We start from the raw sequence: 21,799 nt of genomic DNA on the forward strand, positions 1-21,799 counted from the left end.
GCGCGCAGCCTGGTTGCACGCTCCACCATCAGCTACGCAGTACTGAGGAACCCTGCTCAACATACGCCTGCAGCAAATGATGGGCGATGGCGTATGGCTTGGGCGCGGAAAGTCCGCTCGCATGCGTGCCCGCGAGCATCGCCGCGACTTCGGAGCGGGAGAACCAGCGCGCGTCTTCGAGTTCCGTGGTATCGACGACGATTTCCATATCGATCGCCTGCGCGAAGCAGCCGATCATTAGCGACGAAGGAAACGGCCACGGTTGCGACGCGAAGTAGACGACCTGTGCGCACTTCACGCGAGTTTCCTCGAGCACCTCGCGGCGCACCGCGTCTTCCACCGTCTCACCGGGCTCGACGAAGCCCGCGAGCGCCGAGTACATCCCAGCGGCGAATTGGCGTTGACGTCCGAGCAGGCACCGCTCGCCGTCTATCCCCAGCATGATCACGACCGGGTCGACTCGCGGAAAATGGCGGGCGCCACAGGCATCGCAGATTCGCTGCCAGCCGGCCGCCGTGGCTCGGCTCATCGAGCCGCAGTTGGCGCAGAAGGAATGGCGGCGATGCCAGTCGAGCATCGACTTCGCCTCGCCCAGCATTCCGAGGACCGCGGGGGAGACGAGGCCTTGCATGGCGATCGAGCGCAGGTCGATCCGACGATGGACAGTGCCTGGCGATAGGTCCGCCAGTTCGAGGCCGAGTTTGAAACCGAGCGCGAAACGTCCGCTGCCATCGCTTTCCTGCCCGAGGAAGACGCTGTGAAGCGGTTGACCAAAAGTGGCCGCTTCGCTCGCGAGGAACCACGCGTCGTGCTGACTGCCGCCTTTGAGCAAGGGGATATCGTCTTCGAACACGAGAAAGCGCGCGGACGGGGCGCTGCGCAGAGACTCGATGAAGGCGTGATCGTCGCGTCTTTCGGAGCGGCGATCGAGCGGGTTGTAGTTAAAGCCGATGGATGCGGAAGATGTAGTCATGACCAACGTGGCGTTGCGGGTAGAGACGGTCTGAAAGTATGGCACGGCATGCTGCCAGGCGCTGGGAGCCCGGTCGACCATGGGGCTTCAGGACTGGATGGGTACGATCAACCACTGGCCGGCGGCGAAGCCGGGGATGGGTGGAACGGAGACGATTGGGAACATCTGCAGACTGGCGCAACAGCGGCCATGGCGACGGTCGAGGGCATTGGCCGGCGGTCGGCCAGTAGGCGTCGTTCGCAACCATTGTTAGGTGGACGTGTGGTTGTCGGCTTCGCGTCCGACAACTGTCATTCACTGCGAGGATGAAAGCTTGCTTCGGCGGGCGCGACACGAACGGCAGGCAATGGCGAGGGCCGGGAGAGCTTCTGAGTCCCGCCGATCTGCTCAACGGGGCGCGTCATGGAAACAATCGAAAAGGTACTGGCCGCCACAGCCGCAAGATCTGCCGTTGCACATGCGGTATGGCTGAGTCCCAGTCACGCGGGGGCAGCGACGAACCCGGCATCAGAATTCCTGATTTTCCGACCGTTGATTCATGCACGCGATCGCGGTCATTCGATCAGCGACGATCATGGGCAAAACCAGAAAGACGCAAAGTATGATCTAACGGGGGTTAGACCGGGCGAGTGGACTACCTGCGAATGGGTCGTTCGTCCAGTCTGCGCCTGCTTGAAAGGAGGGCCTGGAAACTGACCCTGACGACAACTCAAAGTGCCCTACGGACTGTCCCGCACTAATCGCCTGCTTCAGCCATTGAGGCATTGCCCCTTCGCCGCTCCAGCTATCGCCGTTCGCGCTACGGTAGCGCCCAACTTCCGGCGCGGCCGCGAGTGCTGCGGCCAGGTCATCCGGGCTGATCCCGAAGTCCGCCATGCGGTGGCGGAGATAGGCAATCATGCTTTCTCGCTTGCGTTCGTCCATGTAACCTGTTTCCTTTAAATCGGTATCCCGTGTTTTTCTGAACCGCATGCGACAACGCGCGATAGGCAAGTCCGCTCTTCGCGTTTTACGGCGTCAAACTATTCGTTAGGGCCGAGGATGACGTCGACTGATGCCTGGCCAGCGATCTCCGCGACAAAGTAGGCCCAACGACGGGAAAACGGGCCGCCGCGGACCTTGATACGCTGGCCCGGCGCTGCCACTCCCGGGGCGTGAGTCGGTCCCTCCATGCGGAACCACGCGTCAAACATGTCTTTAGAAGTGGGCACCAGGTCAACACAAATCTCAAACCCGCGATACTTCAGCGTTCTTTGCATACAGTTCCTTCACATTCCGCAATGCAGCTAAGGCCGCTGCTTCACAGGCGCTGAACCGCACCCACGTAGCTTTCTATCGACTCTTTCAGTTGCTGCGCTGCGGCCTGCACAGGCGATGGCAGCTCGCTCAGTGCAAGTTGGGTGGCAACACCGTCCAGCCGCCTCCGAAGTTCTACCACGAGATCCATGACACTGGCGTCACCGATACGCCGGCGATTGCTCTGTCTGGAACCAACCGGCGAGCAATCGACAAGACGGTCAATCTTGCGGAAATATGCCTGAACCGCCAGACGGTGCCTTGCGTAGAGCGACGCGATATTTGACTTTGAAAGGCAATCTCTAACGACGTCGACATTCATGCCAAAATGAATCTGCAGCGCGTCGAAGGCATCCGCCCGGTGAAAACACGCCACATGATCGAACAGCGTCTCGCCATCTCCGTCGATCAGATCGATCCAGACCTCCCCGTCTTCAAGGGCCTGTCCCGAGGGATGAATAACCCGTTCGTCTTCATTCGCGGCGGCGAGCATCCGATGCCCGTCGACATCATCAACCGGCATTTCGAAAACCTCAACCAGTTCCCCACTGACCGCGACCTGCATGACCAATAACGCCATCTCGGCTCCTTGTGATTCGATTGACGGGAATAGCGTTGTGTCTATCAGGCGACCGAATCCCGTGATCCGGTTGAGTGACATTCTGGCGGGCACGAGACCGAGCACCCTTGAGGCGCCTCATTGCGACCTTGTGTGACTGTGTGATTGACGCGGGTGTAACGGGCGTCGTGTGTCGAGAGATACATCATGCGGTGGGCATCCTGCGCGTCCGTCTGCGACTCCCGGGCGAGGCGTTAAACCGGCCGCCGGAATGACACTAGTCCATTCGGAAGTTGGTGCTGTCGCTATGTATCGTTACGATTAGATGGGTTCTGCACCGACGGCCACTCAATCCTCGACGCCGTCCATCTTGCCGCTGCTACGCAGGGGTGCAGACTAACCGCGACTGTCGACCCAGTCACGTGCCCATGTGGCCGCGTGTCCCAGTGCCTGCGTTTCGTTATCGAAATAGTCGAGCGCGTGGAACTTGTAGGAAACCGGATCAGCGTCAAGGGCACCACCCCTTATGAGCAGAAGGTTCGCGGCAAACCAGCCGTCCGGCAACCGGTGCGCAGATGGGGAGACTGAATAACCATTGTATTGGTGAAGATGTTTATTATTTTCCATAAGCAATAACCGAGCGACACCCGCACGACATTCATGCCGTACAAGCGAAATAAATTGAAATTGGGGCGAGACGGATCGTGTCGAAAAGACAAATGATGCGCACGTTGAAACACGGCGATCAGATCGGGAGCGCGTGGCTCCGCGAGGATGCTAGTCAGGCAAACAAGCAAAGGGCCGGCAGACCGGCCCTTGAAATACGTTACAGAGGCGAGATATTCGCGGCCTGCATACCCTTCGGGCCACGCTTTGTTTCGTAGCTCACCTTCTGATTTTCTGCGAGCGTCTTGAAACCGTCGCCCCGAACTTCCGAGAAGTGAGCGAAGAGATCGTCGCCGCCCGCGTCAGGAGTAATAAAGCCAAAGCCTTTGCTATCGTTGAACCACTTGACAGTACCGGTATCCATTAGAATTCCTTGAGATAAAAATAACAGCTCCGTTGTGGAGCGACAAAAACTTCAAGGAAGAGGAGAGGATAACGAGTACCGCGCAGGAGAGGCGGAAAATGGTGATCAGCAATCGAGCTTCTTGAATATTTCGAGGATCACAATACCCCGGCAAGCAGGGAATGTCAACGCATATCGTGAAGCGGGCTCGCTATCGAGCAACGCGTCGGTGAGTTGATCGTTACCATAAATTCCATTGCGGCCCGAGGTAAGCCCTGCGGTTGCTATGCTCGTCAAGAAGAAACGACTGCCAGGTGCGAGTTTTGGCTTCGGGTAAGCATAGTTGCACAGATACATTGTGCAGATACCTCTCGCACTTGCAAGAATGCGCCCTCACGCCAGGCTTGTTGGCGAAGATCGTGGGTTTCGTTTCGCGAATCTTCTCCGAGTGGAGGGGCACATCAACCTTGCCGATGCGGGTTGCCGGAACATGCACGGACGGATTGGTGTTCGCAAAGCGCGGGAAACGACGCGCTGCAGGAAGAATGGCCGCTTCTCCTTGGAAGCAGCCAGCGGTAGCGCGCTTGGCTGAGCGGCAGAGAAGGGTCGGTCAGCGCCCGCTGCCAGACGCGCGGAGAAGAATCCAGCAGAGCCGATGCGCCAACCCCATGCGCACACATCGGTTTAGGCCTTAAGCAAGCACGCCGGCATCGAGATGAGTTAGTCTGAAAGCCGTAACGTGTCGTCTGTAGTGTCGTGGCGCCCGACATCGCAACCGCTCTGGGCGACCACGCAATTGTCTGTGGAATACAACCTCTCAACCATTGCAGCAACACGGTTCAACCGTGAACCACGATGGAGGCAACCATGCGCAGAAGAAGCTTTATGCAAGCGGGTACCGCTGTGCTCGCCGTTGCAGGCCTTACGTTGGCGGGTTCCCCGCTGACAGTGACCAACACGCAAGCCGCCGAATCCAACGCAGCGAAACGGCGCGAAATCGATGCCAAGGTCCACGGAACGCTATCGCGGCTGTACCAGACAGTCAAAGGTTCGAGGGAACTCGTCTCCAAGGCGAACGGCGTGCTCGTGTTCCCATCGGTGATCAAGGCCGGCTTCATTGCCGGTGGCGAGTACGGCGAAGGCGCATTGCTTGTGGGCGGAAAGCCGGTCGGGTACTACAGCACGGCGTCGGGCTCACTCGGCTTGCAGGCAGGCGCGCAGTCGAAGGCTGTCATCTTCCTGTTCATGACCCATGATGCACTCAACAGCTTTCGCAATTCCAAGGGCTGGTCGGCCGGAGGCGAAGGATCTGTTGCACTGCTCAAAGTCGGCGCGAACGGTGTGATTGATACGACAACGGCCACCGCTCCCGTCCAGGCGATCGTGCTGACCAATGCCGGCCTGATGGGCGATGTATCGCTCTCGGGCACCAAAGTTTCGCGCCTGAAGATCTGATAACAGTGCCACTCGTACCGCCCCGTCGGCACGACAATGTCGATACCGCCGCGAACGGAACGGTGACCGAATATGGCGCGGAGCCGGATGTATCTTTCATGCGGCGCGCGAGCATCTGGTTCCTGGGACTACTGCCGATCGAGTCTGAGCCATGAATGCGAACGCGCGCGCTGATGGTGATCGCGACACTTTGCAGTCGTTTTCTGGCACGTTAGATACCACATCGGCGTCGTACGACCGATGGTAGCGGTGCTGGCGTTCTGTTCGTTGCCCAGCTGTGTCATCTCATGGCGCGGTTGCTACCGAATGTCCGGAGCGTGATGCTCCACGCGTTGTTGCACAACGCCTTCACCTCTGCGAGTGCAGTACCGCTCCCGAACATTCGATCATCCCGCGTATGAGCCGGCTGCGCGGCGAGGCCCGCGACCACAGAATGCCGAAGCGGCGCGGCTCCGTTTTCTCGGGCAGCGCGAGCCGCGCGAGCCGCAAGCCTTTAGTGAGCGGCGGCGGCCCAAATCATGCGGGCCGACTGCATGGTGAGCGCGATGCGCAGCCGCGAGACGCCCACGTACTGCCCCGCACCGCTGCGCAAGCGCTCGAACAGCGCGGAGGAAACGCCAGCCGCGACGAGCGCGGCCGCATAGTAGTCGACCACCGAGCCGTAGAGGATTTCCGGCGGCCCGTCACGCACCATTCCCGCCCCGTTCGTTCTCGCCATCCTCATCACCGCAGTCGTCGCCGCACTCTCGGCGCTGTTCGCACCGCACGCGTCACTCAATACGCTCGTGGTCGGCTGGTATAAAGGATTCTTCGATATCCTCACGTTTGCGTTTCAGATCACGCTCGTGCTCGTGACGGGTCACGCGTTCGCGCACGCTGCACCCGTGCAGCGCGTGTTCAAGGCGCTCGTGGACATCGCGCGCACGCCCGTGCAGGCCGCAACCCTCACCTTCGTGCTCATGGCCGTGGCCTCGTTCTTCAACTGGGGGCTCGGCCTCGTGGTCAGCGCCCTGCTCGCTCGCGAAGTCGCCAAGCGCATGCGCGTGGACTTTGCGTGGATCGTCGCGGCCGGCTTTTCGGGCTGGGTCGTCTGGGCAAGCGGCATTTCCAGTTCCATCGCGCTCGCGCAATCCACGCCGGGAAGCGCAATGAATGTCGTGCAAAAGCTCACGGGCCAGGTGCTGCCGTTCGGCGACACGGTATTCAACCTCGTGCCCGTGATCGTGATGCTCGTCGCCACGCCCATCGTGCTTGCGCTCCTCAAGCCGCGCGACGAAGACGCCATCGTCCTCGACATCGAAAAGAACCCCGATCCCGAGCCGCGCAAGCGTCCCGAGGACAAATTGAACTGCGCGAAATGGCTCGAATACTCGTGGATCGGCAGCGCGTTCATCGGCGTGGTGGGCGTGACCTTTCTCGTGCTCGCGCGCATCGAGCACGTCGCCGCGTTTTCTGGCGTGAACGCGGTGATCTTCGTGTGGTTCATCGCGTGCGTGATCCTGCACGGCTATCCGCTCGCCTATGCCGATGCGGTCAAGAACGCCGCGAAGCAAACGGGCTCGATGATGCTGCAGTACCCGCTCTACGGCGGCGTGATGGGCATGATGGACGCCACGGGCCTGCCCAACGTGATCTCGCACTTCTTCATCGCCATCTCGAACACGCACACGCTGCCTTTTTGGAGCTACGTCTGCTCGCTCATCGTTACCTTCTTCATTCCGAGCGGCAGCGGCCACTGGGCCGTGCAAGGCCCGTTCGTGGTGCCCGCGGCGATCGCGCTGCACGCCTCCATGGCCGTCGCGATGGGTGAGCAGGTCTCGAACATGATGCAGCCGTTCTGGGCCGCACCCGTGGTCGCGATGGCGGGGATCGGCGTGCAGCGCGTACTTGGCTTCACCGTGATGACCTTCCTGCTCGGCACCGTGGTGTTTGGCGCGGCGCTGCTGCTGCTCGTCTGAGCGCCGGCCACTCCCGAAACAATAACGAACAGGGAAACACCGCATGCGACGGTGTGCATTCATCGCGACGCTCACTGCGCTCGCCGCGGAACTGGCTGGTGACGATCGCGGGATCAGGAAGTGCGCATCGCCAATCCCATGAAGCGCTGGGCGCGTTGCAAGGGGCAACGCGCGCTTCGAAACTCAACGCCTCGCCCGATTGAACGGCATATGGCGATCAAGCAACCTTGTCGAGCGCCGCCCGAAAGAGCGGCTTCCAGGAGAGGATGTGCTGACTGATCAAGGCGCCAACCTTATCGACATCCTGCCTGGCTGCGAGATCCACCATCTGATAGTGCTCCTTTACCGACGCCTTGCGCCGCTTCAGGCCTTCTGGGGAGTCGATGCCATACAGCCGCATATCGTCGCGCAACTGCATCACCATCTTGGTCAGCAACGGGTTGCCCACTTGCGCAACCAGGGCTTCGTGAAAGGCGCGATCAGACGCAATGTATTCCGGAACGTCGCCAGCTGCGACTGCGTCTGACACGGCATCGGCCAGGGCGACCAAGGCCTCACGATCGCGGACGCCCTGCCGCGCCAATGTCTCCAGCGCAAAGCGTTCCAGCAATTCCCGCATCGTGAAGAGATGGTCGAGCGCCTCCAGCGATAGGGGCTCCACGCGGAACCCCCTGTTGCGCATGGCCACTACGAGGCCGCTGCGGCTCAACTCAAGCAGCGCTTCGCGCACCGGGGTCGTGGACACGCCAAGTTCTGCTGCAAGGCCGGGCACCGAGTACACGGTGCCGGGCGGCGTGCGCCCCGAGACTATTTCCGAGCGCACGCGTTCGACCACCTGCTCCCGCAGGTTGGTTGGACCAATACCATGCAACAGTTCCATCCGCTCCCCCGTTGTTCATCCATAGCCAGGTCGAATTGTACTAAAGATCTCAGGGTGGCGCGTCACGCGCTTCTGTACGGCGATGGTGCTCGCAGACTTCGTGCCGAAATGGATTCGAATTGCTATGCGGCTGCGCCTCAGTAGCCCATCGAGCACGGTGATATCTGCCCTGAGGTCGCAGATACCGGGCATGCCATCGCGGGCGAGATTCCCTATGACATATCGGCGGTTGATGTCAGCCCGGCACGAATCTTCATACCAAACACCGATTATGGGCATTTTGCCGCACACCTCAGACAGACCTTGAGTACCGCGTCACGCGTGCTATAAATGTGTCACGCGCTACTCGAATGCGCGGAAGTCAGGAGAGTGTCATGGAAGCATTGCGATTCAAGCGTCTTGTTTGTCTGGGTTGCGGGTTCCTCTACGACGAGGAATCAGGCTTGCCCGAGTACGGGCTGCCTGCGGGCACGCGATGGGAAGACGTCCCCGATGATTGGGTATGCCCGGACTGTGGTACGCCCAAGCATCTCTTCGAAATGGTGGAACTGCCCTACGCCGATGAGGCACGTGTCGAGCAATCCGGCACACCCGTAGCGCAATCCAGCCAGTTTGTCTTGCGTGATAGCGAACGTGGGTTCCATCAGTATCTGTCGACTGGAGAGTCGTCGTCATATATCGGCGGCCACCCGGACGCAATTCTGAGCCGGCATTCGAGCTTCAATTTCCACGAGTATCAAACCGGGCGCGCCGGCTTTGGCCGCATGCGTGTGTTCGGCGAGGAGGTATTCAGCGGCGCTGGCTGCGGCTACAACATCCATCGCCATCACGACTTTGTGATCTGTGCCTTCGTTCTGGATGGGGAACTCACCCACATCAATACGGTGGGCAACATCGACCAGTTACATGCTGGCGATTATTACGTCTTTTCTGCGGGTTCGGGCGGCAAGCACTGCGAGGTCAACCTGAAGGACGAGGACATGCGTGCGATCTACATGTGGTTCCTTCCGGACCGCCTGCTGCTCCCGCCGTCCTACCACCGGGCTCGCTTCGACGCGCACGCTTCGCGCAACCGACTCGCTCCGCTCGTCGGCGACGCGCCAGGTGCCCTCCCGATACCACAAGACGTACGCATCTCGCGCCTGAGTGCCGATAAGTCGATGACCCAAACGTATGAGCCCGCGTCACCGCGCCACGGCGTATACGTGTTCGTCCTGAAGGGGGCAGCCGAATGCGCGGGCGTCATGCTCTCGTGCCGCGACAGCATGGGCATGACCGGTGGCAAGCCGTTCACCCTGCGTACCGCGCCGGACCACACAGACGTCCTCTTTGTCGAGACGATTCTTTGAGGATCCCATCATGCCCATCATGCAGGTTCACTATCTCGAGGGCGCGTTGCGCCCCGATCAAAAGGCGGCGCTGGCTAAGCGTCTGAACGAAGTGTTGCTGGATATGGAGGGAGGGGCGCGCACCGAGGGCGGCCGCGCATTTGCCTGGGTGATGTTCCACGAGGTCCGCGCAGACGGCTGGTACATCGGAGGCTGTACCGACGATACCTTCGTCGCATCGCCGGGAAGGTTTCTGGTCCACGTCACCATTCCGGAGGGCTACATGAATTCGTTGCACAAATCGCGCGTGCATGCTGCAGTCAACGCTTCCATCCTCGCCGTGGTGGGGGATGCCAACCGCCCCGATGCAGGGGCCAGCATCCTGGTGGTAATCGACGAGGTGACCGAAGGCAACTGGGGCGCGCGCGGTAAGACGATCAGCCTCATGTCGATTGCCGAAACAGTAGGACTGCCGAAGGATGGGGAGCGGTCGGACTGGGTGAAAGCCTATTTCGACGCCAAGGCGCGGCTATATGCGTCGGCGCGTTTTCCCGCGGATACCGGCGGCTTGCTCGATGCCCCGCAATCGAGGCGTTGCGGGTAAGGTTGCGGGTCCGCATTTTTGCAGTGAGCCGATTCTTTGCGGAATTGGCTACACACATGCTCACTCTTGTTCGTCGATACATCTTTCCCAGGCGCCGCTGTTCATAACGACGCGGCGGCCTGCGTCTTTGTACCCACCGGGCCCGCACACGATCCACACTTGGCCGTCGCAGCCTTGATCGCCACGTCTGCAGCGCCCGCGAGTTCTCCTGAAGCCGATAGCGACGCCGACAGTGGCAAACCCGGCAGCGCGAACGGGAGATGGGCGCGCCGGCGGTTGCCACTGGACTGACAGCAACTATTGCATGTGCGGATAGCGATAGTGGCTGGCCGGCACCCACGTTTCCTTGATGGTCCGTGGCGATACCCAGCGCTGCAGGTTGAACATCGAACCCGCCTTGTCGTTGGTTCCGCTGCGTCGGCCGCCGCCGAACGGCTGCTGCCCGACTACCGCGCCAGTCGGCTTGTCGTTGAGATAGAAGTTGCCCGCGCTGAACCTCAGCCGCCCGCTGGCCTGCTCGATTGCCCCTCGTTCATTGGCGAATACCGCGCCGGTGAGCGCATATGGACTCGTCTTGTCGACGAGCGCGAGGACATCCGGCCAGGCGCTGTCGGGATAGACCATGACCGACAGCACGGGCCCGAAAATTTCCTCGCGCATCGTCACGGCTTGCGGGTCACTCACTTCGATCACGGTCGGGGCGACGAAGTAACCACGGCTGTCGTCGCACTGGCCGCCTGCGATGACACGGTCACCGCAAACGCGTGCCCGCTCGATGTGTCCCGAGATGCGATCAAAAGCCTTACGGTCGATCACCGCACCCATGAAGTTACTCAGGTCTTCGACGTCGCCCATTTTCAGGGTCGCCAGGTCGTCCAGCAGTCGCGCCTTCACCTTCGGCCATAGCGAGGCGGGGATATACGCGCGCGAGGCCGCGCTGCACTTCTGGCCTTGATACTCGAAGGCGCCGCGCAGCAGCGCGACGGCCAACGCTTCGCAGTCCGCCGATCGATGAGCCAGCACGAAGTCCTTGCCTCCCGTTTCGCCCACCAGCCGCGGATAGTTCCGATATCCCGAAAGGTTGCGGGCCACCCGCTGCCAGAGCGAATCGAACACTTCGGTCGAGCCCGTGAAGTGCAGGCCCGCCAGATCCGGTGAAGCCAGGACGGCTTCCGAGACTACCGCCGCCGGACCGGGGATGAAGTTGATGACGCCGGGCGGCAGCCCCGCTGCCTCCAGCAGTTCCATGACAAGGTGATTGCTCAGCGAGGCCGTGAAGGCCGGCTTCCAGACCACGGTGTTGCCGAGCAGCGCGGGCGCGCAGGGCAGGTTCCCCGCGATCGCCGTGAAGTTGAACGGCGTAACCGCATAGACAAAGCCCTCCAGCGGGCGATAGTCGATCGCATTGCGCACGCCAGCGGGCGACAGCGGCTGGATGCGCATTAAATCACGTGCGAATTCGACATTGAAGCGCAGAAAGTCGATCAGTTCGCATGCCGAATCGATCTCCGCCTGAAACACGGTCTTGCTCTGGCCGAGCATGGTCGCGGCATTGAGCCTTTGCCGCCATGGGCCGGCCAGCAGGTCCGCGGCGCGCAGGAACACGGCCGCACGCGCCTCGAAGGGCCAGCTCGCCCAGTCGTGCTGTGCCGCCACCGCCGCCGCGATGGCGGCCTCGACATCAGCCGGCCCCGCTTGTCGGACGTCGGCAATGCGGCGCGCGTGATCGTGCGGCGCGTGCAGCGACTGCATGGACGCACCGGAACAGCGTCGGCCATCGATCACGAGCGGAATCTCAGCGACGTGGCCGGCGTGAAACTCGAGCGCCCGCCGGATCTCCGCGCGTTCGCGGCTGTCCGGCGCATAGCTCAGCACGGGTTCATTAAGGGAAACGAATTGGGTCATGGGAAGGCCTCCAGGTGCGTCTATCAGTGAGCGGGGACGATGGGTGGGTGATAGGTGAAGGTCGAGATCAGCAGCGCCGCCGTCAGGATCACGAGCGGGGCGTGGATCATGAACTGGATTGCCGTATAGCCCACGAGGTCCTTGGACTTGAGCTTCAGGATGCCGAGAAGCGGAAGCATCCAGAACGGATTGATGAAGTTCGGCAGCGTCTCGGCGATGTTGTAGACCATCACCGTCCAGCCGAGATGGGCCTGCAACTGGTTTGCCGCAGTCATGATGTATGGCGCCTCGATCACCCACTTGCCGCCGGCCGAGGGGACGAAGAAGCCGAGGACGGCCGAGTACAGTCCCACGAGCATGGAGAAGAGGCCCGAGTCGTGCGCGAGGCTGACAAACCCGTGAGCGATGAGGTCGGACAGGCTGCTGTCGCGCGAGTCCGTTACCTTGGTCAGCATGTAGCCAATGCCGCCATAGAAGGGGAATTGCAGGAGCACACCACTCACGCTCGGCATGGCACGCACGAAGGATTCGAGAAAGCTGCGCGGCCGCCAATGCAGCAGCAGTCCCAGAATCAGAAACACCAGGTTGTAGGTGTTGAGCTGCGACATCGTGACGAGCGGGTTGCCGTTGCGGAACGCGTTCCACAGCCAGCCGGCGGCCAGCACCGTCACGACTATCGTCAGCATCGGGCTGAACTCCAGGTAATCGCCGGGCCGCTTGCGCTGCGCGGGCGTGACAAGGTCTGCCTGCAGATCGACGCCAAGCTCCTCGGCGGTGCGGGTCCTGTCGCGACCGGGCGCGGTGAGGTAGCAGATCACCACGGAAACGGCGATCACCAGCGAAATCACCACGAGGTTTTGCCAGGTCAGAATCGTTTCGTTGAAGCCGATCACGCCGGTGATTGCCTTCAGCTCGGCGGGAATGCTCGATGGCGTGGCCTGGAGCTGCGCCGCGGACGAACTCATCCCCAGCGTAAAGCCGCAGCCCATGCCGAGGTAGGCGGCGGCGCCGGCGGCGCGGTAGTCGAGCGCGAGCGAGCGACGCCGCGCCATCTCACGGACCAGCAGCCCGGAGAAGATCAGACTGAAACCCCAGTTGATCAGCGACAACAGAATGCTTAGCACTCCGATGAATACGATGGCGCCACGCGATGTCGTGGGAATCTGCGCGATCCGGCGCAGCAGCGCCGCCACCGGCGGCGACATCGCCAGCACGTAGCCCGTGATGGCCACCATGGTCATCTGCAATGTGAACGGGATGATGCTCCAGAAGCCGTCTCCGAAGGCTTTGCTGACCGCCATCGGTTTTCCGCTATGGAGCGTGGCCGCGACTGCCACGACCACACAGGCGAGGACAACGAACACGTAGGCATCGGGGAACCACTTCTCGGCCCACGCGACGATGCCCTGTGAGACGCGTTCGACGGCATTGCCTGCGGGCGGAGCAGTATCGACTGATTTGGGTTGCAAACTGGACATGGTATGTCTCGTCGTAGGTGAGGGAGTGGATGGGCCGGAAAGGAGTGGAAACGATGGGAGTCGGCTCGCCTGTGCCGTCTACGGGCGCAGTCGCAACGGCGACAGCGGCACCGCCATGCAGGTCAGGCAACGGTCGGGCGGCCCGTCGTAGGGCGCAAGATGGGCGACCTCGCCTTCGAGGATGGTCATCGCGCAGCTTTCGCACTGGCCAACGCGGCACCCGCTCGGCAACGGGACGCCCGCCTTGTCGGCCGCGTCCAGCAGCGTGCCGAGCCCGGGCGACCATTCGAACGGTGCGCCCGAGCCTTCCACGCGCACCATGCGAGGCTCCAGCGTGGTCGGCACGCGAACTTCGGCACTAAACGTTTCTTCGAAGATGTCAAAGTCGGGGACGCCGCGCCGCGTGATAGCCTCACGCGCGTCGTGCAGAAACGTCGGCGAGCCACACAGATAGGCGAGCGGCCGGCGCGCGATCCAAGCGTCGGTGAGCCAGCTGAATTCCGGCCCTTGGGTATGGTCGTAGTCGATGCCCAGGCAGTCAGACGGCAGCGGGTCCCAGTACACGGTGACGAGCGTGACGGTCCCGATTTGCCTCGCCAGCTCGCGTAGCCTGTCGCGAAACGGATGCGACGTCCCGTTCCGGCACACGTGAACCAGGATCACCTCAGGCGGGCTGCCGGCGTCCCCATCGCAAAACCGCTGCGCGAGCGCTTCGAGGTGGCCCACGAACGGCGTGATGCCGATGCCGCTTGCTGCGAGCAGCAACGCTCGGCGGCTCTCGACCGGGATCGTGAAGACGCCGGTCGGCGGCGACAGCAATACGGTGTCGCCCTCTTGCATCGCGTGCAGATGGCTGGACATCCGACCGTCGGGCTGGTTGGGCGCTCGCGCCAGCCGCACGGCAATCGAGAGCCGCACGGGCGCCCGATTCGGTCCGGTCAGCGAGTACGCACGGTGCGTGTCGAAGCCCGGCACCGACACGATCACGTGTTGGCCAGGGAGGAAGTCGGGTAGCGGGCCGCCATCGACAGGCTCGAATTCGAATGCCTCGATGTCGGCCGCGATCCTCCGCTTTGCCTTGATAAGGAACGGCCGCGTGCCGTGCCACCGGCCACGGTTGTGCGCCGGTTCCGGCTCGACGCGGCACATGATCGCCCGCAGCGGTACCGAGCCACTGACCGGGTCGCGCTGGGTATCACGCAAGATCGCGTTGATGTTGGAAGATCCATCGCCTTGAACGCCGGTGGCCGCGCAACCGAGCGGCTCGCATTCCTGCCACCAGCCGAACTCCGCAATGGCTACGCCGTCATGCAGATGACGATCGACGCGAGCCCGCAGACGCACCGCACCGCCGGTCGTCGTGACGCGTACCCAGTCGCCGTCATGCACATCGATACGGGCCGCCAGGCCCTCGCCAATCTGTATCTGCGGAGCGGCCGCCTTTTTGCGCAACGAAGCGACGTGGCGATGCGATGAGTGTACAAACCAGCCGCTCTTGGCCGTGGTCAGCACAGTCGGAAACGCTGGATCGGCGTCAGGCGAGCGCGGACTTTGCGCGGGTTCGACGAAAGTTGGCAGAGCGGGCTGCCCGATATCGAGAAGCGCCTCCGAGTAAAGCTCCACGCGGCGTGTGGGTGTGGCGAAGCCGGTAACCGAACCGTCAAAATTTCGTACTGCGAACTTTTGATGGGAAAACGGCTGCGGGAAACGCATGCCTTCCGGGCGCTCGCGCAGTTCGGCCACGCTGACGCCGAGCGGTTCGAGCTGATAGTTCCACGCCTGCTCCATACTGCCGCCGAAGAAGGCGCCATCCATCCCGAGCCGCTTCGCCAGATCCATCACGATCTCATAGTCTGCCCGGGCCTCGCCTGGCGGCTCGATCATGCGGGGGCGCAGTTGTACGTGTTCGACCGCCGCCTGGGTGATTTCGAAGCCGAACTTGAGTGCCTCCCGCTCCCACGGCATGCTTGCCGGCAACACGATGTCGGCGTTGCTCGCCGTCGGGTTCATGAACATGTCCACGTGAACGTGGAAGTCGAGCGCCCGCAGCATCCGCAGGTTTTGTGCGGCATCGGCCTGGGTCACCACGAGGTTCGTACCGAAGCTGACCAGGGTGTTGACGGCGTAGGGGTGCCGGTCGAGCACGGCCGCGCGAAGATCGCGCGCGGTGATCCAGCCGAACCGAGGGGGGCCTAACGGCAGCTCTTTCAGACCCAGTGCCTTGGCGCGCTGCTCTGGCGCCAGGAGTTCGTGGTATGCGTTGACGCTCCGGTAAGGCGGAGCGACCGTCCACAGATTGCCGCCCTCACGGTCGCAGGCTCCGGTCAGCGCGTAGAGCGTGGCGAGCGCACGCTCGGTCTGGGTGGCGTTGGTGTGCTGGCCGACGCCGGTCCACGCGTGATAGGCAAGCTTGGGCCCAAGCTCGAATAGCGCGTTGAAGCGATGGATCGAGGCCTCGTCGATCCACGTCAGCGTCTGCACGTGTTTCGGCGTGTAGGGTCCGACATGACCGGCGAGAAGCCTCAAGACGCTTTTATAGCGTCGCCGCCGCCCGCTGCAGTCGCGCAGCGTGCCTTCCGTGTCGAGCGTCAGATCGGCCGGGGTGGCGGCAGACGGGCGGAACGGCTGCAGGTTGCCGTCAACGTCGCGCACGACGAATACGTCTTCGCCCAGGCCGGGCCAGATATCGCGGGCGCAAAGCAGGTGTCCCGTGTCGACGTCTACGAGCAACGGCGCGTTGGTCCAGTTCCGGACAAAGTCAACGTCGTATCGCTCCGTCTCGATGAGATGGCGAATGGCACCGAGCGCGAGCGCGGCATCCGCGCCAGGGCGCACACGCATCCACAAATCCGCCTGCTGGCCGGACCCGTCCTGCTTGGGATCGACCACCACGACCATTGCCCCGCGCTGCCGGGCCGCGGCGACCCGCGACGCCTGGGCCAGCCACGTGCGCGCCGGATTGTGACCCCAAAGCAAGATCACATCGGCGTGTTCGAGGTCGGGTACGCCAATTCCGCGTCCGAACGTGAGTGCGTGTGCATAGTCCTTGTGCCAGCCGCATACCTCGACCGCATAGAGCAAGTTCGGGCTGCCGAAGCAGCGCACGAAACGCTCGACCCACTCGAAGCTGTCGACCATTGGCGTGCCGCTCGGCGTGGTGACGGCAAATGCCACCGCTTCGGCGCCGTCTCGCCGGCGTGTCTCGGCGAGACGGCACGCAATGACGCCCAAGGCCTCATCCCAGGAAATCTCGACCCAGCCAGGGTCCGCGGCGTCGCGCGGCGCGGTGCGGCGCAACGGTCGGGTCAAGCGCAGTGGGCTGGTAACCTGCTCCGGGGCCGATCGCCCCTTCGCACAGAGCGCCCCGCCGGTGGGGTGCCCGGGGAACGGGGCGACTCTCACCAGACGGCCGTTCTGGATCTCATTCAAGGAGCCGCAACGCGAGCGGCAAAGGGTGCAATACCCGGGTACGAACGTCATAGCGATAATGCCCTTAGTGGCGTGTGACGCGCTACTGAAAGATATGCGTGGATTGTAGTGTGTCACGCGCTACTTGATATCGGGGATAACGCCTACCCATCCCGAGCGCTACCGTGGGGGCTTTTGCGATGGAGCGCGCCTGCGACAATCGGTTAGGGGGCGAGCGGATCGGCAGCAAGGTCATCGCGCTGGAACGCGCTGATGCACCGCTCGGCCTGCGAGTCGTCGGATCGAGTGCCGAAACGAAGTCCGGCGATGCAAGTCAGTCCCGTGGGATTCCGGGAGCCGAAGGAAGATGCCGGTCGGCTCCGCGCCAGACCGTTGAGCGCCACGATCACAAGTGTCCGGTCACGTATCCGAAGCGCGCTGTTGAATGCAGATCGCAGGAGGCTGCCTCAGCCGGATGAACTTCCGACGAGCTGCCAGTAGTGCGAGGCCAGTTGCGGTTCCTCGGAACCTGCCGTCAAGTTCGCATCAGGTCGAATGAAATCTGACTTTCGCGCCAATCAGGCAACTGGGCGAAAAAGCCGGATTGGTTCTTCAGCGTGAACCAGTGAGCCAGACGCAATCCGTTGAGCGGGTATCTGCCTTGAGTTCCGTGGCATGCGATAACTCATGCGCTTCAGCACGCCGGCACTCAACGCGCATCGACAACGCGTGTGGCACCGACAATTGCACCATCCTCGGCTTCGAGAAGCACCACTAGATGTTCGCCGGCGACGGCATCGGCATGCAACGTTAGCGCCGCACCAGACCACTGGCCGATTGATGCCACGCCGCGCACGATGTTCGATTCAGTGAGCGTATGGCCCGCGTTCTCGCCGCGCCCGATCGCCGTGACGTGACGGGCGTCGTAGCCGACGAGCAGCACGCGCGCGCGTCCCGTACCCGCGCCGATGGACACAGAAACGCTGCCGCCCGCGCGCGTGGCGCTAACTGCGGCGGCCGTCGCGTCCATGGACTCCGCGTGGTCGATGGCAGAGCCGGCTGCAGCGCGATTCGAGCCCACCACCTCGGACTTGCCATCGATCACCATTTCCGGCGTGTACGCGAAGTCGTGAAACCGCTGGGCGTACTGGGCCTGGCGCGCGTCGGCGCCTTCGAACGAAAACGGATCTTGCCAGCCGAGGTTATTCCAGTAGGTGACATGAAACGCCAGGGGCAGCACATCGGAGCGCGTGTCGCTCAACTCGGAGAGAAAGCGATCGGCCGGCGGGCACGACGAACAGCCCTGCGACGTGAACAGTTCGACGACGACCGGACGCGGCTCGGCGGCGAACGCAGGCAAGGCGAGCAGCGCCGCGGCGCTCGCGCAGAGGGCAGTGAGAGAACGGGCCAACATGTCCTGTCTCCAGATTGACGACGTAACCTGTAATTCGCTCGCCGGCACGCACGGGTTACAGTTGAAGCGTTTGCGGTGTGAGCGTGGTCGCTTCGCGAAGAGGTGGCGGGGGGTGCGTAGAGCGCGGCTGCGCATCGTCCAGCGCCGAATTTGATCGTTACGCCGCGCGCAGTGCCGCGAAACTTTCGTTGGTGAATGTCCTCTTTCAGTCGACCCGATTTTCCTTGCGGGTCGACTTACGCCTTTTGTATGAATTAAGGATCCAGGACGGCCGTTGCACCCGGAGTTTGACGCAGTGGCGCCAAGAAGAGACGCTCCGCATGTCACTTGCCACGACCGAAAGTTGGCCGAAAGCTGCCATCCGCTGTACGTGGTCCCGATGTCCGGCATAGCACACCTGAATGCGTCAAAGCGTGGCCTTGGCGCTCGATCGCGCGCACTAGAGGTCACGCGCATGCGCGCTCAGAACTCGGGCAGATTGCAGCTCGGCCGTCACCCGAAGCTCGCTTATCCGATCTGCAAGCTATCCAGCGGAAAAATCAGTCGATGCCGACAGCGCTTTCCAGGTTTCGGTTTCCTGCTCGACATACGCATTCTTCTCGGCAATGGCCTTCAGCGTGTCAGTGCCAAGCGGCAGCCGCAGCGGAGGCATAGACGCGTCGACCAGTTCGACCATGGCTGCCGCGAGCTTCGCGGGATTGCCTGGCTGGTTGTGGTTCATGCTGGCAGCGTTGCGACGCACGTTCCCCGATGTCCCGTCATAGTCTGCGATGACCTCGCGTGCGACAACGAGCGATGACGCGTCGAGGAAGTCGGTGCGGAAGTAGCCGGGCTCCACCACCGTGGCATGAATACCGAGCGGCTTCAGTTCGGCGCGCAATGCTTCCGTCAAGCCTTCGACTGCAAACTTTGTCGAACAGTACGCACCGAATCCCGCCGACGAGCGATAGCCGCCGATCGACGACATGTTGATGACGTGACCAGACCGTTGCGCGCGCATCACCGGCAGCACAGCGCGCGTGATATTCAGGAGCCCGAACACGTTGGTGTCGTACATGCGGCGCACGTCCGCATCGCTGGACTCCTCGATGGCGCCGAGCAAGCCGAAGCCCGCGTTGTTGACCAGCACGTCGATACGGCCGAATGTTTCGACCGCGGCTCCAACGGCGGCCTTCGCCTGCGCTTCGTCCGTGACGTCCAGCGCCACGGGCAGCAGTGCCGGCGATGCACCGAGGCGCTCGGCGATCGCTGCGATATTGCGGCCAGCGGCAACCACTGCATTGCCGTCAGCCAGGGCCGCCTCGGCGATCAGAGCGCCGAGGCCCCGCGACGCGCCCGTGATGAACCAGACACGCTTGAAGCCGTTCCCGGTGGGGTTGACCATGATATGTCTCCTACGGTTGGAGAGGAGGTGAAGCAAGGTCGGCCAGCACGGCGACGCCGTCTGCCGCTCGCACGCCTTGTCCCGCGGGCAGAACGAAGAGCGGGTTGATCTCTGCTTCGACGATGCGGCCGCCGAGCTGCACCGCCATCCGCGCGAACGCGACGATCGCGCTCACGAGGGCGTCGATATCCGCGCGCGGCCGTCCACGGAAGCCGTCGAGCAGCGGCCAGGTTTGCAGTTCGTGAATCATCGCGAGCGCGTCTTCACATGAAAGCGGCGCCTCGGGGGACACGAGACGCATCGTCGTGTCCTTGAACAGTTCGGCTGTGATGCCGCCCATGCCGAGCAGCAAAGCGGTGCCGAGCGGATCGCGATGCAGACCGAGGATCAGTTCAGTACCGCCGCTTACCATTTCCTGCACAAGGAAGGCGTCTGCCGATACGCCCGTTGCGGTCTGGACATCGTCGCGCATACGGTTCAGGCGCGCACCGATGTTCTCCGGGTTCAGACCGACCGCCACGCCGCCGACGTCGCTCTTGTGCGTGATCTCATTCGACAGCAGCTTGAGCACGACCTTGCCGCCGAGTTCGCGGGCGGCCATTTCCGCTTCCTCTACGCTTGCCACCACCCGCTCGCGCACCGATCTTACGCCGAAGCGGCCAAAGAGCGCCTTTGCTTGCGCTTCATTCAACGAGCCGGCGGGCAGGTCGCTCACATCGACGTCGGCTTCGGGCTGCCTTTCGGCCGAACGTACGGCAGCACGCCGAACGTGCTCATCATGCTGCCACATCGCCGCCAGCGCGCTCGTCACGCTTTCCGGCGAAACGAAAGCGGGTACGCCTTGCATGTTGAGCAAACGCGTGATCTCGGGCGCGTGAGGGCTCACGAATGCCATCACGGGCTTGTCGCTGTCGGGCAGCGATTCGCGGATCGCCCCGGCCATCAGGTCAGGCATCGCGAGGCCCGACGATCCGACGATCACGACCACTGCATCGTAGGTCGGGCTCTCGAGCAGCGTGCGAATCGCGCCGCGCAGAAGATCCGGTTGCAGGCCCGCGAGCGTCACATCGATCGGATTGCGGTCGAGTACCGCATGGTCGCCGGTTTGCAACGCACGCAGGGCGGCAGCGCTCGCGTGGTCGGGCGGTGGCGTCTCGAAGTTCGCCATGCCGAGGCTGTCGGTGACGAGCGTGCCTGCACCGCCCGTCGAGGTCAGGATCGCGACGCGTCGCCCCGCCAGCTTGCGGCCTGTCGCAAGCGCATGAGGGATGTCGAGCAGGTCGGAGAAGGTTTGAGCGCGGATCACGCCCACCTGGTTGAAGAGCGCGTCGTACATGCGGTCGGAGCCAGCCAGCGCGCCCGTATGAGAGACCGCCGAGCGTGCGCCGGACTCCGAACGCCCGATCTTGAACACGACGACCGGCTTGCCGGCGCTCGCCGCGCGTAACGCGGCGGCGCGGAACCGCTCGGGATGACGCAGTCCCTCCATATAGAGGGCGATGACCGAAGTCGAATCATCGTCGACGAGATAGTCGACGAAGTCTGCCATGTCGAGATCGGCTTCGTTGCTGGTCGACACGAGCTTCGACAGGCCGATCCCTCGAGCCGCCGCCCGCGACAGCAGCGAACCGAGGATCCCGCCGCTTTGCGACACGACGCCGATTCCCCCAACCGTGAAGGCGTCGGTCTCGAGCGCGCCGCTTGCCGACAGCGTGATGCGGTCGGTCAAGTTGACGAGCCCGATCGTGTTCGGCCCGAGCAGCCGCATGGGGCCGGCTGCCTCGATCAATTGCGCCTGACGCCTCACGCCTTCCTCGCCAATCTCCGCATAGCCGCTTGCCAGTACGATCGCAGCGCTCGTGCCGCGGCTTGCCAGCGCCCTCACCGCTTCATGCGCGCGTTCGGCGCCAAGCAACACGATGCCGACATCGGGCGCGTGCGGCAGCGATGCCACATCCGGATAGCAGTGCAGACCATCGATCGAGTCGTAACGAGGGTTGACCGGATAGATGTCGCCGTCGAAACCGTGTTTCCTCAAATACGCGACCGGGCGGCCTGAAGTCTTGGAGGCGTCCGCCGATGCGCCGATCACCGCGACACTCGCGGGGCGCATCAATTTTGAAATTGCGTTCATGTTGATTCCCTTCG

General features: G+C 62.7%; 16 protein-coding genes and 1 pseudogene. 4 read left to right on the forward strand and 13 right to left on the reverse strand.

Features of this window, described 5'->3' with window-relative positions:
- Positions 1-28 precede the first annotated feature (28 nt).
- The 5 genes from nudC to VMJ11_RS16405 form a co-directional block, all read right to left on the reverse strand.
- Positions 29-973, reverse strand: coding sequence for an NAD(+) diphosphatase (gene nudC / locus VMJ11_RS16385; protein WP_325620435.1), 945 nt, complete (start codon positions 971-973; stop codon positions 29-31).
- A 606-nt stretch (positions 974-1,579) separates the two neighbouring features.
- The gene (locus VMJ11_RS16390; RefSeq protein ID WP_325620436.1) at positions 1,580-1,897 is read right to left on the reverse strand and encodes an H-NS family nucleoid-associated regulatory protein; all 318 of its coding nucleotides are present in this window, start codon (positions 1,895-1,897) and stop codon (positions 1,580-1,582) included.
- Between the two features lie 376 nt (positions 1,898-2,273).
- Positions 2,274-2,849, reverse strand: coding sequence for a hypothetical protein (locus VMJ11_RS16395; RefSeq protein ID WP_325620437.1), 576 nt, complete (start codon positions 2,847-2,849; stop codon positions 2,274-2,276).
- A gap of 375 nt (positions 2,850-3,224) precedes the next feature.
- Positions 3,225-3,455, reverse strand: coding sequence for a hypothetical protein (locus VMJ11_RS16400; protein ID WP_325620438.1), 231 nt, complete (start codon positions 3,453-3,455; stop codon positions 3,225-3,227).
- Between the two features lie 199 nt (positions 3,456-3,654).
- Positions 3,655-3,858, reverse strand: a complete 204-nt coding sequence (locus VMJ11_RS16405) for a cold-shock protein (RefSeq protein WP_133187408.1) — start codon at positions 3,856-3,858, stop codon at positions 3,655-3,657.
- An 846-nt stretch (positions 3,859-4,704) separates the two neighbouring features.
- On the opposite strand from VMJ11_RS16405, the gene VMJ11_RS16410 reads away from it, so the two are divergent.
- Positions 4,705-5,292 carry a BPSL1445 family SYLF domain-containing lipoprotein gene (locus tag VMJ11_RS16410; protein ID WP_325620439.1) on the forward strand — a complete coding sequence of 196 codons (588 nt, stop codon included), beginning with the start codon at positions 4,705-4,707 and terminating at the stop codon, positions 5,290-5,292.
- 508 nt (positions 5,293-5,800) lie between these two features.
- Here the strand turns inward: VMJ11_RS16410 and VMJ11_RS16415 are convergent.
- Positions 5,801-5,974, reverse strand: a pseudogene (locus VMJ11_RS16415) (CoA transferase); the annotation flags it as partial.
- A 40-nt stretch (positions 5,975-6,014) separates the two neighbouring features.
- Here VMJ11_RS16415 and VMJ11_RS16420 point away from each other — a divergent pair.
- Positions 6,015-7,250 carry a TIGR00366 family protein gene (locus VMJ11_RS16420; protein WP_325620481.1) on the forward strand — a complete coding sequence of 412 codons (1,236 nt, stop codon included), beginning with the start codon at positions 6,015-6,017 and terminating at the stop codon, positions 7,248-7,250.
- Between the two features lie 217 nt (positions 7,251-7,467).
- Here VMJ11_RS16420 and VMJ11_RS16425 read toward each other — a convergent pair whose 3' ends face one another.
- Entirely contained in the window at positions 7,468-8,130 is a 663-nt protein-coding gene (locus VMJ11_RS16425) for a GntR family transcriptional regulator (protein WP_325620440.1), read from the reverse strand.
- A 374-nt stretch (positions 8,131-8,504) separates the two neighbouring features.
- Between VMJ11_RS16425 and VMJ11_RS16435 the strand changes: the two genes are divergently transcribed.
- Together VMJ11_RS16435 and VMJ11_RS16440 are read left to right on the forward strand one after the other, a co-directional pair.
- Positions 8,505-9,479 carry a rubredoxin gene (locus VMJ11_RS16435; protein ID WP_414694410.1) on the forward strand — a complete coding sequence of 325 codons (975 nt, stop codon included), beginning with the start codon at positions 8,505-8,507 and terminating at the stop codon, positions 9,477-9,479.
- A 10-nt stretch (positions 9,480-9,489) separates the two neighbouring features.
- On the forward strand, positions 9,490-10,062 hold the full coding sequence (locus VMJ11_RS16440) for a hypothetical protein (protein WP_325620441.1): 573 nt from the start codon (positions 9,490-9,492) through the stop codon (positions 10,060-10,062).
- 297 nt (positions 10,063-10,359) lie between these two features.
- Here VMJ11_RS16440 and pruA read toward each other — a convergent pair whose 3' ends face one another.
- The 6 genes from pruA to VMJ11_RS16470 all read right to left on the reverse strand — a co-directional run bounded on the left by pruA (position 10,360) and on the right by VMJ11_RS16470 (position 21,785).
- Positions 10,360-11,967: an L-glutamate gamma-semialdehyde dehydrogenase gene (gene pruA / locus VMJ11_RS16445; protein ID WP_325620442.1), complete on the reverse strand. Its 1,608-nt coding sequence runs from the start codon at positions 11,965-11,967 to the stop codon at positions 10,360-10,362.
- A gap of 23 nt (positions 11,968-11,990) precedes the next feature.
- Complete coding sequence (locus VMJ11_RS16450; protein ID WP_325620443.1) at positions 11,991-13,445, reverse strand: short-chain fatty acid transporter; 1,455 nt, start codon at positions 13,443-13,445, stop codon at positions 11,991-11,993.
- A 78-nt stretch (positions 13,446-13,523) separates the two neighbouring features.
- Complete coding sequence (locus VMJ11_RS16455) at positions 13,524-16,925, reverse strand: molybdopterin-dependent oxidoreductase (RefSeq protein WP_325620444.1); 3,402 nt, start codon at positions 16,923-16,925, stop codon at positions 13,524-13,526.
- A 637-nt stretch (positions 16,926-17,562) separates the two neighbouring features.
- Positions 17,563-18,267, reverse strand: a complete 705-nt coding sequence (locus VMJ11_RS16460) for a DUF1223 domain-containing protein (protein WP_325620445.1) — start codon at positions 18,265-18,267, stop codon at positions 17,563-17,565.
- A 523-nt stretch (positions 18,268-18,790) separates the two neighbouring features.
- A complete protein-coding gene (locus VMJ11_RS16465; protein ID WP_325620446.1) occupies positions 18,791-19,651 on the reverse strand; it encodes an oxidoreductase in 861 nt (286 codons plus the stop codon).
- A gap of 10 nt (positions 19,652-19,661) precedes the next feature.
- Positions 19,662-21,785 (reverse strand): acetate--CoA ligase family protein, encoded by a 2,124-nt coding sequence (locus tag VMJ11_RS16470; protein ID WP_325620447.1) that lies wholly within the window; start codon positions 21,783-21,785, stop codon positions 19,662-19,664.
- Between the last annotated feature and the right edge of the window lie 14 nt (positions 21,786-21,799).

Source organism: Paraburkholderia sp. (genome assembly GCF_035501035.1).
In the GTDB taxonomy this organism is placed as follows: domain Bacteria; phylum Pseudomonadota; class Gammaproteobacteria; order Burkholderiales; family Burkholderiaceae; genus Paraburkholderia.